Origin of the sequence: Leptospira wolffii serovar Khorat str. Khorat-H2 (assembly GCF_000306115.2) — a bacterium.
GTDB classification, from domain to species: domain Bacteria; phylum Spirochaetota; class Leptospiria; order Leptospirales; family Leptospiraceae; genus Leptospira_B; species Leptospira_B wolffii.
Genome location: NZ_AKWX02000023.1, coordinates 323,044 through 337,356, shown reverse-complemented (window position 1 = coordinate 337,356; position 14,313 = coordinate 323,044). Strand labels below are relative to the sequence as shown.

Here is a 14,313-nt window from a genome sequence, read left to right as displayed (position 1 = left end):
GCGGCGAATCTCGTTTTAAAAAGGAATATATGCAAAGAAACAGTTTGAAACTCGTCTTATTAGCGGTCATCAGCGCGACCATAGCAATTCTGACCATAGGAATCACCACATTCGCGTATTTCACCGCCAAGAGATACGTGGAAGACGCATATATAGACGAAATGAAGAAGATCTCGCGGATCGGAGGAAAATACGTTAAGTATTTCTTCGATAACCAATTCGCGATCGCCACGCATACCGCGGAAAATCCCCAGGTTGTGCAGGCTTCGATCACAAGAAATAAGGAAATACTCAATCCTCTTCTGGCTGGTTTGGTAAAATCGATCGGAGTCTACGAAAACGTGTTTCTTTCCACTCCCGAATCGAACCCTTTGATCTTCGCGGACGCCACCGGAAAAGCGAATAACTTCCGCTGGGGAGGGACAGGTTTCGATGACAATATCAAAGCGGCTCTAGAAGGAAAGAATTTCAAGAGTAAAGTCGGGGCCTCCCCCGTAACCGGAGAGCCGGTGACTCTACTTACAATTCCTATTAAACAAGGAACCGCCGTCATCGCTATCCTGGGAGTATCCATTTCGTTGAACTCGCTAACGGAACAGATCGTTTCCGGAATAACGATAGGACACGACGGTTATATCGCCGTAGTGGACTCCAACGGAGTAGTGGTGGGTCACCCTGATAAATCCCTGATCTTAAAATTGGATCTTACCAAATTCGAATGGGGAAAGGAGCTCATGAACCTCAAGACCGAGGAACACATGGAGTATTTCTTCAAAAAGGACAAGATCGCCACCATCTACAATATCGACGAGTATGATCTGAAAGTCTCCGCGATCGCCTCAAAGGACGAATTGGCCGAGATAGTGCATCAAATGCTTTATAGAATCTTAATAATAGGTCTCGTCTTCCTTCTAATTTCAGTATTCGCAATCTATAAATTGATCGATGTAAGACTCCATCCGCTACAAGAAGCAAGGGAGATCTTCCGCTCCATGTCTTCCGGGGATCTGAGAGCGGACCTGAAGATTTACCATGAAGACGAGATAGGCGATCTGAGTAAGGACACAAATTCCTTTTTGGAAAGTCTTAGAGCTTCCGTTAGCGAAATCCAAAGGATCGCCTACGAATTGGCGTCCTCTTCCGAAGAATTGTCCGGCAGTTCCGAGAATTTCTCAAACGGCGCGCAATCCACGGCGGCATCCACCGAGCAGATGTCCGCCACCATAGAAGAGATGGCCGCCGGAATGGATAATATATCCGGATCCACGGACAACCAGTATAGAAATATCTCCGAATTCCAAGGAAGAATATCCGAATTATCCTTAAGCGTAAAGCAGATCGGAGAAGAGATACAGAACACCCTGAATATGGCCAAATCCATTTCCCAGCAGGCCAAAAAAGGGGAAGAATCTCTTTCCGGAATGAACGCGATGATTTCCAATATTCTGAAATCCTCGGGAGAGATGACTGCGATCATCGGTATCATCAACGACATCTCTGATCAAACGCAATTACTCGCCTTAAATGCGGCGATAGAAGCGGCACGCGCGGGAGAAGCGGGGAAAGGATTCGCGGTTGTAGCCGAAGAGATTTCCAAACTATCGGAAAAAACCGCATCCTCCATCAAGTCCATCTCTGCAATGATCTCCAAGAATACGGGAGAATTGGATAGCGGTGCCAAGGGAATCCAATCCTCTACGGAGATCATTCACGCGATCATCCGAAACGTGGATAACGTATCCGAGGCAATGGATAGGCTATACGCTATCACGGGTTCCCAAACCGATATCAACCGGATCGTAACGGAAAACGCCACTAGAGTGGGCTCGGAAGCCGAATCCGTGAAATTGGCCACGGACGAGCAGAAGAAGGCGGTGAGCGAAATCTCCCAGGTCATCACTCAGATCAACGAGCACACGATTAATACCGCCTCCGGAGCGGAAGAAATGTCCGCGTCCGCAAGGAACCTGTCCAACACGGCCGAGATATTGAGAAGTATCGCGGAAAAATTCAAACTATAAAGAAATCGTCAGGGGCAGGTTCGGACAAACCGCCCTCGGCACATTATATTAAATAAATTTAATTCTTGGAAGCCGAATCGAAAAGATTCCGGATTCCGCCGGCGTCTTTTACACCGGTAAATCCCTCTTTCTCAAGAATCGATGCAGCACGGGCGCTCCTTCCTCCGGACCGACAATACAGAACTATTTTTCTATCTTTGCCGCCGAACTCGTCCAAACGGGAAGAAACGCTATCGATAGGAATATTCACCGCACCCGGAAAATGTTCTTGGGCATATTCCTCCGGAGAACGAACGTCCACGACGAGAGCCCCGTCTTTCACCCAATCCGCTATTTCCTGTTGAGCCTTAGGCTTTCCGCAAAATAGGAACAAAGGCGATACGACAAGAAGAATCGCGAGTAAAATACGATAAGATTTCATCAAAAACTCCTAGTCAACCCGACGAGTATCGTTCGAGTCAGATTTTCGGCTTCTTTTGATAAACCGTATGCCCCAGAAACTTATAAGCCTCGGAAATTCCGAAAAGAGTCTCGGAGTGGCCGATCACCAAGAGTCCTCTGTCCTTCAGGACCTCTTCGAAATTCTCGAAAATCTTTTTCTGGGTCTGTTTATCGAAATAAATGATCACGTTTCTACAGAAGATACAATCCATCTTCTCGCGGATCGGATACGGGGTTTCGAGAAGATTTGCCTTTTTGAATTCGATCATGGACCTGATTTCGGGACGAACCTGATACAAATCCTCCGCCTTTCCGCTTTGGCCATTCACTTTTAGGAAATATTTTTTCTTTAAGGAATCGTCCACAGGCTCCAAACGATCCGCCTTATAGATTCCCTCCTGCGCCGTCTTAACTACGTTCGTGTCGATATCGGACGCGTATATCTTAATGTCCCAACCAGGCTTGAGGGCGAAATATTCGGCACAGGTAATGGCGATAGTATAAGGCTCCTCGCCCGTAGAACAGGCGCTCGACCAGATTCGCAGACTTTTCTTACCCGATTTCGCCGCCCTTTCCTCGACGGAAGGAAAGAAGGTGGACTTCATAAACTCGAAATGATGATTCTCCCGAAAGAAATCGGTTTTATTCGTGGTAATTCTATTGATAAGTTCGGTCAGTTCGCTTTCGAAAAATTTACGATCCGCCTGGAGAGCTTTTATGTATTCGGATACGTTCGTCATTTTGAACATTCTCGCCCGAGAATTCAAACGGGATTGGACCATGATCTTTTTATGATCCGCAAGAAATATTCCGGTCTCCTTATACATTAAATCCTTAATGAACTTAAACTCCTCATCGGAGATCTGGGAAAGTTGGGAAAAGATTTCTTCCATCGATTAGCGGATTCCTAAGGCCTGGTCCAGCGCAACCAGTTTGATGATTTCCAAGAGCTTGTCGCCGACGTTGATCGTTTCCAGAGAAATACCTTGGCCCTTAAGTCTGTTTGCAAAGGCGACCAAAGAACCCAAGGCCACCGAAGTGAGAACTTGGATGTCGCTTAGATCCAGAATCACAGACGAGGGATTTCCCTCCAAATGAGAATTCAGAAAGGCGCGCAAATCCTCATGATCTCCGTTAAGGATATCATAGTTTACCTGGATCAGAATCGGTTCCGGCTGACTCATTCTCAATATTGGACGAATTCGTCCCCGCTTCGGAATACAGTCGGGAAACTCCCGGGAAAAAGAAAGGAAAAAGTAATTTTTCTGGCTTAGCGAGAAGGGATCGGGTTTTTGGTAATTGGAAGGGAAAATCGGCTTTTTTTTGGAAAAACCCTCAGTGAGAATAGGAATCGTTAAACATCTGAACGCTCGACCGCTATCCTGGGGATTCGAGGAAGACTCCCGATTTAAAGTCGTCCCCGAGAACCCTTCTCTTCTTAAGGACTATCTTTTACGAGGTTTGGTCGACGTAGGATTGATCTCCTCCATAGAATGCCTTAGAAACGCGGACGTATTAAACGTATCCATGAAAGTGGGCGTATGCGCCTCCCGCCAAGTTCGGTCCATAAAATTCTTCAAAAACAAAAAAGAACCCTATCCCCCCTATCGTATCCTAACGGATAATGGATCTAGAACCAGTATGGCATTGGTCCGGGTATTGGTGCATAACGATTCCGGACACCTTCCGGAAGTTGCACCTACCGATCCTAAGATCATCAAGGAAGAAATTTCCATCGGCCGGGGTTCTCATATGCTATTTGGCGACAACGCGTTATTTGCGGAATGGGACCCGGAAATCTACGAAGTGAAAGATCTGGCGGAATGGTGGTATGAAACGACGGGAACATCCTTCATATTCGCGTTATGGGCCTCCAAGAAACCCCTGGAATTGCCGGATAGTTTTTTCGAAGAATCCCTTGCTTACGGAAAAGCGCATATAGAAGAGATCATCCAAAGGGAGACTCGACTTCCTTCCGATTTGGTGAGAAAATATCTCACGGAAGAATTACATTATGAAATTTCAGACTCCGATCGTCGCGGATTCGAGCTATTCGGAAAATACTGCGAAGAGTTGGGAATACTGTAATCTGCCTATCCCAAACAAGGCAGGCCCCAAATTCCCTGCGATAAGCTTATGGGAAAGATCGAACTTATGATAGCTAGCTACCTGCAATAAACGTTCGATCCAATTCTCTGCGACGGCATTTATCCGAGAAAAGAAATAATAAAAACTTCGGGAGTATGAGCGAATAGAAACGCCATTTGGTAACTCCCTTTCTGAATTTCGCTCTTTTCCTTACTTGCCGCCGAACACGAAAACTGAGAAGAAGACTAACTGAATGGGAAATGAAAGTATATCGCCTACGAGAGTGAGAGGCAGGAGTAAAACCTTTTCGGGCTTCATTCTACCTTTGTATTCCTCGATGCTTGCTTCCAATTTTGCCGATAGAAATCGATTCTCGAATGGAAGATCCTTTCTCTTGAATAGAAAGGCGGAGCGAAATATACTCTTACTCTTAGTATCCTGAAACGTATCTTCCTCGGAATAGATAGAAAGAATCCCCTCGTCCACGCCTAAAAATGAGGATTCGGTGGCGTTTGTTTGGGAATAATAATAAGCGCTAGCACGATACGGAATTTTATCGAACAGATTGCAATTTACATAATCGCAAAACCGGGAACTGAGATAACTTTCCAAATCTGCTTTAGATACGGATCCGACGGATTTATGGTAAAGATCCCTGGAAATCCCGAATGCGGATCCATCCTCGAAAACGATCAGAAAATGATCGCCTACCTGAGTGATTTCAGGAGCGCTCGTATACAATATATAACGAATCTTTTTCTCTTTAGGAAAATCTTTACAAACACAATGATATGAAATCTTCAAGCCGGGAATATCGAATACGTGAGAATCGCCTATGCTTAAAACTGCCTGTGTGTCATCCAATTCTTGAAATCGATTACTCGCCTTAAGTGCATCGCAATCCCGGCCGAAAAGAATGGGAATCTTAATCGGAGCATCAGTGGAACGGTCTAAAACTTTCGCGCAGCCTTTTTCTACATATTCCGAATGCAAAAAACTATCCGATTCCGTCTTCCGATAATCGAATTGGATGAAGAACTTCCCGTCCTTTTCCGCCAAGCTTATCGGTCTTTTCACGATCCGTTTTCTTTTTTCTCTACCAGAAGGAATTTCGGATAAAGTCACCAGTGTCAAAGCACAATCCATTAGGAGACCGTAGATAAAAATCGAAACTATTAGCGCGAAAAAACGACCTTGAGATTTCATATAGTTTCCGCCTTCGACCGAAAGAATCGGCGAGAAAAAGGATCATTTTAAGAGCTCAAAACGGGTCCAACTTAGACTAAAGCAAACCGGACACACCCTATAACAAAACTATGGCGCAAAAATTCCTAACCTACCGAAGACAATGTCAACGGGTTACATCCGATCCAAAGCCAATCACTAAAATATCATCGTGATACGATAGTCCCAGGACTTGTTCCCGGACTTTTCGATCGTATCCGCCAATGGCAGCCTATACGTCAATTTTCCCAGGCTTTGCTCTCCCCGGTTCGTATAGCAAACGGAAGTAATCGGAAAGTTCACCTTAAAGAGCATAGCGCTTCCTCTTAAGAGTCGTAGGGTCTCGCTTAATAATTTCTTTTCTCCGTCCATCAGCAAGGATTCCGGAGATTTGGTAATGGAAGGAAATTCGCGTTTGATATAGATCGTATTTGCCTTCTCTTTTTTGATCTGCACGTTCCCGACGAGAATGCTCTCCAGTTGGGAAATATCCGTGAATTCCAATTTGTAGCTAACCTTGGCCTTTTCCCGAAATGCGCCGGGTTCCGCTTCGGAACTTTCCAACTTCTGAAAAGTGTAATCTTTTAATGTTAGACTTTTGTAAAAGAATCCCTTATTCAAACGGTTCAAGATCTCCTCCTTACGTGTAGGAAGAAATTTGATCAGAGACTCATCCGATTTCCTTTTTGTGGGAACCACATAGGTAACCTCTAAGGTCCCGCTCAGGTTCGGATTTATACTTAGGGTCTCCTCGTATTCGAAACAACCTATAAAAGTGAAGAATATGGAGAGTAGTAGGAATCTGGGAATAAGACGAAAGAAACCCGGAAGCATCTCTCTATTCGAGGGGAAGCCGGGTTTCCGTCAACGGTAAAAGAAAACCCCCGTAGGGCAAATACGGAGGTTTTCCAGGACTTTATTTGGAGATTGGATATGCTTCGTTTCCGTGCTCCAGAATATCCAAACCTTGGATTTCTTCGTCTTCGGAAACTCTAAGACCGATGGTATATTTCAGAGCCAGGAAGATGATCAAACTTGCGCCGAAAGCCCAAGCGAAACCAATTCCGACTCCGGTCAATTGGACCCAAAGTTGGCTAATACCGCCTCCGAAAAAGAGACCGTTCACACCGCCGAAAGCTTCCTCGGCAAAAAGTCCCGCAGCAATGGTTCCCCAAGCTCCGCAGACTCCGTGAACGGAAACCGCACCGACCGGATCGTCCACCTTGATCTTATCGAAGAACAGTACGCTGAATACTACCAAAACCCCACCGATTGCACCGATGATGATCGCGGAAGAGATGCTAACGTTGGCACAAGGTGCTGTAATCGCAACCAGACCCGCAAGAGCACCGTTCAGAGTAAGACCGATATCCGGTTTCTTGAATAGAATCCAAGTCGCAATCATCGCAGCCGCGGCACCTGCTGCCGCTGCAAAGTTAGTGGTCACAGCGATAATAGCGAAGGTTCCTCCGCCTACGGAAGTAGTGGATCCGGGGTTGAATCCGAACCATCCCAACCAAAGAATGAATACACCGAGCGCGGCAATAGTCATGTTATGGCCGAGAATCGGAACCACCTTACCGTCTTGGTATTTTCCTAGACGGGGCCCGAGAACAACCGCTCCGGCAAGACCGGCCCATCCTCCTACGGAGTGAACCACGGTTGAACCTGCGAAATCGATAAACCCTAATTCTTCCAGATATCCTTTATTGATGCCGAAAAGATTCGCCCAAGCTAAGGACCCGAAAACGGGATACACAAACGCGGTGATTAAGATGGAGAAGACGATATAAGAGACGAACTTCGTTCTTTCCGCCATGGCTCCGGATACGATCGTTGCTGCGGTTCCCGCGAACACCAATTGAAAGATGAAGAAGGTGAACTTACCCGCATCCGGTTTTCCGTCCACTAACAGAAAGCTATCCGCTAGAGAAGGGCCTCCGAAACCGAAACCGGAAATCAATTGCGGTCCGAAAAGAATGGAGAAACCGATCAGCCAATACGCCAAGGACCCGAGAGCGAAGTCCATGAAGTTCTTCATCAAAATGTTTACGGTATTCTTAGCACGGGTAAATCCGGCTTCCACAAGGGAGAAGCCCGCCTGCATGAAAAAGACCAAGAACCCTGCGATGCAGGTCCATAACCAATTCGTTTCATCTCTAAGAACGCCGACGGCGCTCAGGGCGGCTTCCGCGGTCACCGGCGCGGCCGCTTCGTCCCCCCAAATCGTGCTCGAAGCAAACGCGAGCATGAGTAGTGCTAGTATGCGCATATTTATTCTAAGTCTCCTTTCTATTTGATTCACAATTCCTGACTTCGCTTAGTAGGTACTAAACCGCCTCTTTCCTCTGTTCCGAGCCCAGCTCGGAAGATTTTCTCTTAACGAGTTCCTCCAATTTCTTGAGGGAGATTTTTAGGTACTCGTTAGTAGGTGCGCTCTTGATCCCCTGCTGCAGAACTTTGATCGCTTTCGGGGTCTCGTTATCTTTGAGATAGCATCTCGCCAATCTCAAACTGGATTTTGCGTAAGTGTGATCGATTGCCAAAGAACGCTTCAAAGCTCGTTTGGCCTCGGGAACGTTTCCTAACTCGTAATAGGCTCTTCCGAGAAGATAATGGATATGTTCCGATTCTTCACCGCTGGTCTTGATGTATTTTTCCAGAAACTGTACGCTCTTTTCGAAGTTCCTATCTCGATAATACATCTTACCCAAAAGAACCAGACTGTCCTTGAGGGATTCGTCCATGGAGAATACTTCCAACGCCTTATCGTAGGCGAGTTGGTCCTTCTTAGCCTTGGCCGCGGATTTGGCGACGGATAGCATGGACTTCGCCTTTCCAAGTTCCGGATTGCATTGAAGAGCGAGAAGAGAAACGTCGTCTCCGTTACGCACATCTCCTTTGAATCTTTTGAACCTACCGATCAAAGAACCCACAAGATCCGAAACGTAGATTTTATCCCTTTGTTCCTCGATGGTCGCTTTTTCCTGGCGGATCCATTCTATGAATCTTTGGTTTCCTAATTCTTGGCGTAGGTCGTTCTTTTGTTCCGTAATTCCGTCCGTAGGCAGGAATAATATATCCCCCGGAAGAATGCGACCGTGCTTCTCTTCAAAATTGCTTCTCTCGACTTCGAAGATACCGAGAGGAACACCCTGCGTATCCAATTCTTCTATGCGGCCGTGTCCATTATGATAATGTAACATCTTTTGGTGAGCGGCGTTCACATAAGAATAGGTGTAATCGCTATAAACTTTCAGAATGAAAGCGGTGAAATAGGTTCCATCCGGAAGTTGCGGGCGAACGGATTCTCCCAATTCCGCCATAGTCTCGGAGAGTCCCATACCCAAGGAAGTACAACGCTGGAATTGGTAGTGTATGGACATGGTAACCAGAGCCGCCGGGATACCGTGACCGGAAACGTCCACAATAATGGCGGTGATGGAATTGCCTTGGCGAACCACGTTGAAGTAATCTCCGGAGACTTCCGTCATAGGCTCGTAATAGGTCCCGAAATGGAGTCCGTTCCAAGGAGCGATGTTCGTTTCGACGATCTGACTCTGAACGTTACGCCCCATTCTCATATCCCATTCCAATTGCTTCAGGATCTGGGCTTCTCTCTCGTTCGCATGGACCAAGCCTTGGATCAAACGAACGCTTGTGATCGCGAGTGCGAGCTGAGATCCGAGCGCCTCGAGGATCTCCAGGTCGTCTTCTCTATAGAAAAATTCGGTATCGCATTCCACTGCGATGGTCCCGAGGCAATCTTCCTTATACATGATGGGAACGCACATGACCGCACGGGTTGTCTCTCCCTCGTCGATGTATTCGGAATGGTGACTTAAATCCTGGATGAGGAGAGGCATTCTGGTCTTATAAGTAAAACCGGAATATCCTTCGTCCTGATTCAGATTCCTTCTGGGAGGAATCGTCTCCTTGAGAAACTTGACCGGGACCAGAGTCCCTTCCTTCCACATTCTCAAGGTGGTGTTATCGCATTCGAAAATATCCTTACAAAGACTGAGTACGATATCGTACAGTTCCTCTTCCCTATCAGCGTTTGCGAATTCCTTGCTGATATACAAAAGGATATCGATCTTATTCTTCTCGGTTAATCCTCCGACGACCTTTCTCGCCCCGCGGAAGTTAACTACCTTTCTCTGTCCAAACTTGAGCTCTATCATGACCAAGCACCTCTACGAATCTTTTTTTCTTGGGACCCGTTTCGCTCTGCAGAACTATATGCAAATAGCGTACCAGTCTTACAGAGACGAGATTTATGCCTATTTTGTAAGTTTGGATAAATAATATGCTTATTTTATAGGCATATTATAAGAGGACATAGCTCTACAATTGGTGATATATAGGGAAGATTGCTACTCTTTTGAGGAAGAAAGATCTATTAAGATCGGAGGGAGGAGACTTTTTTTCGTATTTTTCTCTCCAATTTTCCGAACCAACTCAATTTCTTAGCGGTTCCGAATTCTCGGAGGAACGATTCTACTTTCGGAAATACATCGTCTTCTGCTCTTTCTCCTAGGATCAGGCATCCATGACCATAGTCTTCCGAGGCTCCCGATTCCTTGGAAATGACCAGAAACTTTTTCTGCTTCGCGCCTGCGCGATCGAAAACGAATTTTACCGTCTCCGGAGTGGCGATCGCATCCTTGGCGCCCGCGATGAAAAGACTAGGGACCGTGATCTCCTTTTGCAGCTCTATATAATCGTGGAATCCGTTTAAGGAACTCATCTTCTTGGTTTCGATCCAAGCCATGAATTGCTCTATAAGACCCTCGCTAATATTCTCGATAGCGTTCTTCATGACCTTCTTAACCGTTCTAGGTCGGGTCACTTTCGGATTATAAAGAATCTCATCGATAGGAGTATAAATTTCTCCTGCAATGGGAGCTAGCATGGAAGCTCCGAATTTCAGATCCAAAACCTTTCTCGCCCTGGGAAAACGAGAAAGGAGCCCGATCAGACTCAAGCCCAGATGGTTCAAATTACCGGGACCGCCCAAGGATGCAAAAGCGGCCACCTTCTCTTTATCTTCTTTGGAGGAGATTCCTAAGTAAGAATATAAAATCATGGCGCCCATGGAATGTCCGATCCAACTCGCCCTCTTCTTACCCGTTAAAGAAAGGACTTTATGCAGAATGGCCTCCACATCGTATTTTACCAGATCGTCGAAAGTGAAATCCTGATAGCCTCTGTTTTCATGATAAGAAACCCCCGCGCCTCTTAAGGAAACCGCGAAGACCTCGAAACCTCTTAGCTTCAGATAATAAGGAAGCGAATGTCTTTTGTCCAAATCGATTACGAACTTATTGGTGGCGATCCCATGTACGACAATGACCGGCGCCAATTCCGGATTCGGGATGGGGGGAATATGACGATGCAGAGCGAGATTCCAACCGTCCCTGGTTCTAGCGAAATGAACCTCGTCCGCGATATCCTCCTGACCGTAGAGTCTGGAAATCCAATCCAGCAAAATCGGATAAGAGAGTAAAATAGCGATTAAAAATAGGGAGAATAGAATGGCGAGAGAGGAAGCGAAAACGGCGAAGAAGACTATGGCCAAAAAAGTGGTAATTAGATAGAAGGGCCCTCTTCTGTTTTTCAGAATCGCGATCACTGACCGAGAAGAATGCGCCTTATTGCGGAGATGTCAAGTCTTCCCAAACATGCTTGCCGGTATTTTTCGGTGGAGTAAGATGACGGAACGGGTCTAGAAATTCCATGGATCGCAAAATCGATTATAAAATCTACAAATCGCCTTCCGGCTGGTACACGATGGTCGTGCCGGGCCATTGGCAACATATGGTCATAGAAGGTATCCCCGCATTCTTCGAAGAAAACGGAGCCGGAGCGATGCAGGTGTACGCCTTCGAAAACAAGGACGGGACCTTCGACGCGGAAAAAGAATTGGAAAGATATTTAGGGACCCACGGAATTCCCTACGAGTCGGACAAGGCGGCATTCTTCGATAATAACCTGGGAGCGAGAATCATCGCCTGCGAATTCCTGAAAGAGGACGGAAGGCACTGGATGGTTTATCTGATCTCCGCAAAGAAAAGGATGGTACTCGTCACATACAACGGAGACGAGAGTCCTACGGACGAACTCGCCGAGCAGCTGACCACGATGGTCAGCTCCATTCGGATTTCGGAATAAGCTTAGCCGATACTCAAGGTGGCCTGCACTGCTTTATGCCAGCGGTCCAACTTTTCCTTTCTGGCTTTCTCGTCTATTTTAGGCTTAAATACCTTATAGCCTCTCTCCAATTTGGATAGGGTTTCCATATTCTTCCAATAACCGGAACCTAAACCGGCGAGATAAGCGGCGCCGGTAGCGGTCATATCCGGTTCTGCGGAACGTTTCACCTCCACTTGGCAATAATCCGCCAAACATTGGAGTAGAATATCCGACTGGGATACTCCTCCGTCCACCATGATCGAAGTCACCGGAACGTTCGTATCCTTCTTGATCCCTTCTAATATATCATATAAAGATAATGCGATTCCTTCCAACACCGCCCTCGCGACATGTCTCCTATGAGTCGCAAGGGAAAGCCCGAAAACGGAAGCCTTGGCGTTCGGATTGAAATAAGGGAATCTCATTCCGGAAGCGGTCGGAACAAAAATCACTCCCTCCGTATCCTTGGTCTGGGAAGCCAATTCGTTCAGAACCTTGGGAGTATCGGAAAGACCTATCCCTTTTCCCAACCAGTCTATAAGAGTTCCTACGGTTCCGGTAAAGCCTTCCAGCATGTAGGTAGGCTTACCTTCCAATCTCCAGGCCACCAAAGGAAATAAACCTCTTTTGGATATCTTGGGTTTTTCGCCCATATTCATATCCACGAACGCACCCGAGCCTTGGGAGATTTTCACACCTCCCTTCTCGAAACAACCGTGACCGAATAGGGCGGCCATCTGGTCTCCCACTACCGCGCGGATCGGAATAGCCGCTCCTCCAAAAAGCGAAGGATCCGCGGAACCGAAATCGGATGCGGTATCTTTCACGCTCGGAAAGACTTTCAAAGGAATTCCGAAGATTCCGCAAAGAGGAGCGTTCCATTGCAGTTGGAAAGGATTGAACATACCCGTAACAGTTGCGTTGGAAGGATCCGTTACGTGTTCTTTTCCTTTGGTGAGTTTATAGACGAACCAAGTATCCAAGGTCCCGAATAGTATCTCCCCTTTCTTCGCTCTTTTTCTAAGTTCCGGATTTTTATCCAAAACCCATTTCAAACGTACCGAAGCGTGATCCGTAGTGAACTTCAATAAATAGGTCGCGATAAGCATAGGATGGCCGGTAAGCGTTCCTAAAATCCGTGAGAAGAATTGGATGAGCTTCCAAACTTTATGGGAGTTCATCTCCTCGGAAGTCTTGCCCGCTCTCACGTCGGCCCAACTGATCAGTCGGGTCAGTGGTTTTCCAGTAGCCTTGTCCCAAAGCAAAAAGGAACCTCTTTGGTTGCAGATTCCTAACGCCTCGATATTCGAAGGATGAAACTTTTTGTTGCGAACCGTCTTCTTGACCACGGAAACCAAGGCTTGCCAGAGTTTTTCCGGATCGTGTTCCAAGGCGCCCGGCTCGCTTATAATAGGAGGAGTTTTTTCGTATTGGCGGGAAACGATTTGTCCCTTTTTGTCGAATGCAATGGCCCGGATTCCGCTCCCTCCGCTATCGATAGAGAGAATATATTTTTCCTTTGCAGCCATTCCGGATCCCCTTTTTTTCCAGGGTAGAATCAAGGATTCTTCTTTAGCGTCAAGTGAATATAAACCGGATTTCTGAGCAAAACCGCGTTCGTTATACTCGAATAAAAATCGGACCTACTCTTCCTATATTAGTCAAGGAGGAGAAGATCCGATCGGAATAGTAACTTTTCTGAATATACTTCGGGAAATTACGAAAGCTTAGGCCATCAAAACGCTTTTAAGATGTGCCATCAGGTCGGATTCCTTTTCGTTTACTATATCCTTAGGCATCTTATGGTAAATCCTCTCCCGGGATTTATCGTCCAGTTTTCCAAGAATCATTCCCATGAATCCGGGCTCGGAAACTAGGATAAAATTGGAGAATGAATCCTTCTTTCTCTCCATATTTACGAAATCGCTGAGTCTGCCTGCAAATGCGGCAGCCACTTTCTTTTTAGGCTCGTGAAAAAAATCGAAATCGGATCGGGAAGCCTGGCCTCCCCCCGTAACTAGATCGGAATTTCTTAATCTTCCGTCCGGATTCTCCATAGACTGTAATAATTTTAAACCGTGATTCGGCCCTTGGTATTCGAAAATCTTAGCTTCGCTTCGGTTCGCAACCACCACCCACTTCTTCTTCATTTTCAACCTCCTACTACGAACTCTTTTCCCTCCTTTCGGAGAGAAAATCGGCGGCCTATTTTTATCCCAAGAATAGGAGAGGATCAATTACTTTTCCCGTTCTAATCTCATTCCTCAAACTGATAAATATCCGGATTCATAATAAACCACCGTTTGTGATATTTCGGCAGGGAAGAGAGAAGAATCTTACCGGC

13 protein-coding genes are annotated in these 14,313 nt (G+C 46.4%); 3 read left to right on the top strand and 10 right to left on the bottom strand.

The features are described 5' to 3' along the window. Positions 1-29 precede the first annotated feature (29 nt). Positions 30-2,021, top strand: coding sequence for a methyl-accepting chemotaxis protein (locus LEP1GSC061_RS19690; protein WP_016547128.1), 1,992 nt, complete (start codon positions 30-32; stop codon positions 2,019-2,021). A 58-nt stretch (positions 2,022-2,079) separates the two neighbouring features. On the opposite strand, the gene LEP1GSC061_RS19685 is transcribed toward LEP1GSC061_RS19690, so the two are convergent. Genes LEP1GSC061_RS19685 through LEP1GSC061_RS19675 form a run of 3 tightly spaced genes read right to left on the bottom strand, consistent with a single transcriptional unit; the run spans position 2,080 to position 3,646 of the window. Then, a complete protein-coding gene (locus tag LEP1GSC061_RS19685; RefSeq protein ID WP_016547166.1) occupies positions 2,080-2,442 on the bottom strand; it encodes a rhodanese-like domain-containing protein in 363 nt (120 codons plus the stop codon). Positions 2,443-2,479: 37 nt separating this feature from the next. Further along, on the bottom strand, positions 2,480-3,355 hold the full coding sequence (locus LEP1GSC061_RS19680) for a CheR family methyltransferase (RefSeq protein ID WP_016547219.1): 876 nt from the start codon (positions 3,353-3,355) through the stop codon (positions 2,480-2,482). Positions 3,356-3,358: 3 nt separating this feature from the next. Further along, entirely contained in the window at positions 3,359-3,646 is a 288-nt protein-coding gene (locus LEP1GSC061_RS19675) for an STAS domain-containing protein (RefSeq protein WP_232218523.1), read from the bottom strand. A gap of 154 nt (positions 3,647-3,800) precedes the next feature. Between LEP1GSC061_RS19675 and LEP1GSC061_RS19670 the strand changes: the two genes are divergently transcribed. After that, positions 3,801-4,550, top strand: a complete 750-nt coding sequence (locus LEP1GSC061_RS19670) for a menaquinone biosynthetic enzyme MqnA/MqnD family protein (RefSeq protein WP_016547000.1) — start codon at positions 3,801-3,803, stop codon at positions 4,548-4,550. 210 nt (positions 4,551-4,760) lie between these two features. Here the strand turns inward: LEP1GSC061_RS19670 and LEP1GSC061_RS19665 are convergent, their stop codons facing one another. The 5 genes from LEP1GSC061_RS19665 to LEP1GSC061_RS19645 form a co-directional block, all read right to left on the bottom strand. Next, complete coding sequence (locus LEP1GSC061_RS19665; RefSeq protein ID WP_156844605.1) at positions 4,761-5,627, bottom strand: hypothetical protein; 867 nt, start codon at positions 5,625-5,627, stop codon at positions 4,761-4,763. Between the two features lie 306 nt (positions 5,628-5,933). Next, positions 5,934-6,608, bottom strand: a complete 675-nt coding sequence (locus tag LEP1GSC061_RS19660; RefSeq protein WP_016547009.1) for an LIC11874 family lipoprotein — start codon at positions 6,606-6,608, stop codon at positions 5,934-5,936. A gap of 82 nt (positions 6,609-6,690) precedes the next feature. Further along, positions 6,691-8,046, bottom strand: coding sequence for an ammonium transporter (locus LEP1GSC061_RS19655; RefSeq protein WP_016547163.1), 1,356 nt, complete (start codon positions 8,044-8,046; stop codon positions 6,691-6,693). Between the two features lie 58 nt (positions 8,047-8,104). Then, entirely contained in the window at positions 8,105-9,958 is a 1,854-nt protein-coding gene (locus tag LEP1GSC061_RS19650; protein ID WP_016546991.1) for a SpoIIE family protein phosphatase, read from the bottom strand. 218 nt (positions 9,959-10,176) lie between these two features. Continuing rightward, entirely contained in the window at positions 10,177-11,409 is a 1,233-nt protein-coding gene (locus LEP1GSC061_RS19645; RefSeq protein WP_016546936.1) for an alpha/beta fold hydrolase, read from the bottom strand. Positions 11,410-11,513: 104 nt separating this feature from the next. On the opposite strand from LEP1GSC061_RS19645, the gene LEP1GSC061_RS19640 reads away from it, so the two are divergent. Further along, positions 11,514-11,948 carry a hypothetical protein gene (locus LEP1GSC061_RS19640; RefSeq protein WP_016547245.1) on the top strand — a complete coding sequence of 145 codons (435 nt, stop codon included), beginning with the start codon at positions 11,514-11,516 and terminating at the stop codon, positions 11,946-11,948. Positions 11,949-11,950: 2 nt separating this feature from the next. On the opposite strand, the gene LEP1GSC061_RS19635 is transcribed toward LEP1GSC061_RS19640, so the two are convergent. Both LEP1GSC061_RS19635 and LEP1GSC061_RS19630 read right to left on the bottom strand, forming a co-directional pair. Continuing rightward, positions 11,951-13,498 carry a glycerol kinase 5 gene (locus LEP1GSC061_RS19635; protein ID WP_040510166.1) on the bottom strand — a complete coding sequence of 516 codons (1,548 nt, stop codon included), beginning with the start codon at positions 13,496-13,498 and terminating at the stop codon, positions 11,951-11,953. A 198-nt stretch (positions 13,499-13,696) separates the two neighbouring features. Next, the gene (locus tag LEP1GSC061_RS19630; RefSeq protein ID WP_040510164.1) at positions 13,697-14,119 is read right to left on the bottom strand and encodes a host attachment protein; all 423 of its coding nucleotides are present in this window, start codon (positions 14,117-14,119) and stop codon (positions 13,697-13,699) included. Positions 14,120-14,313 lie beyond the last annotated feature (194 nt).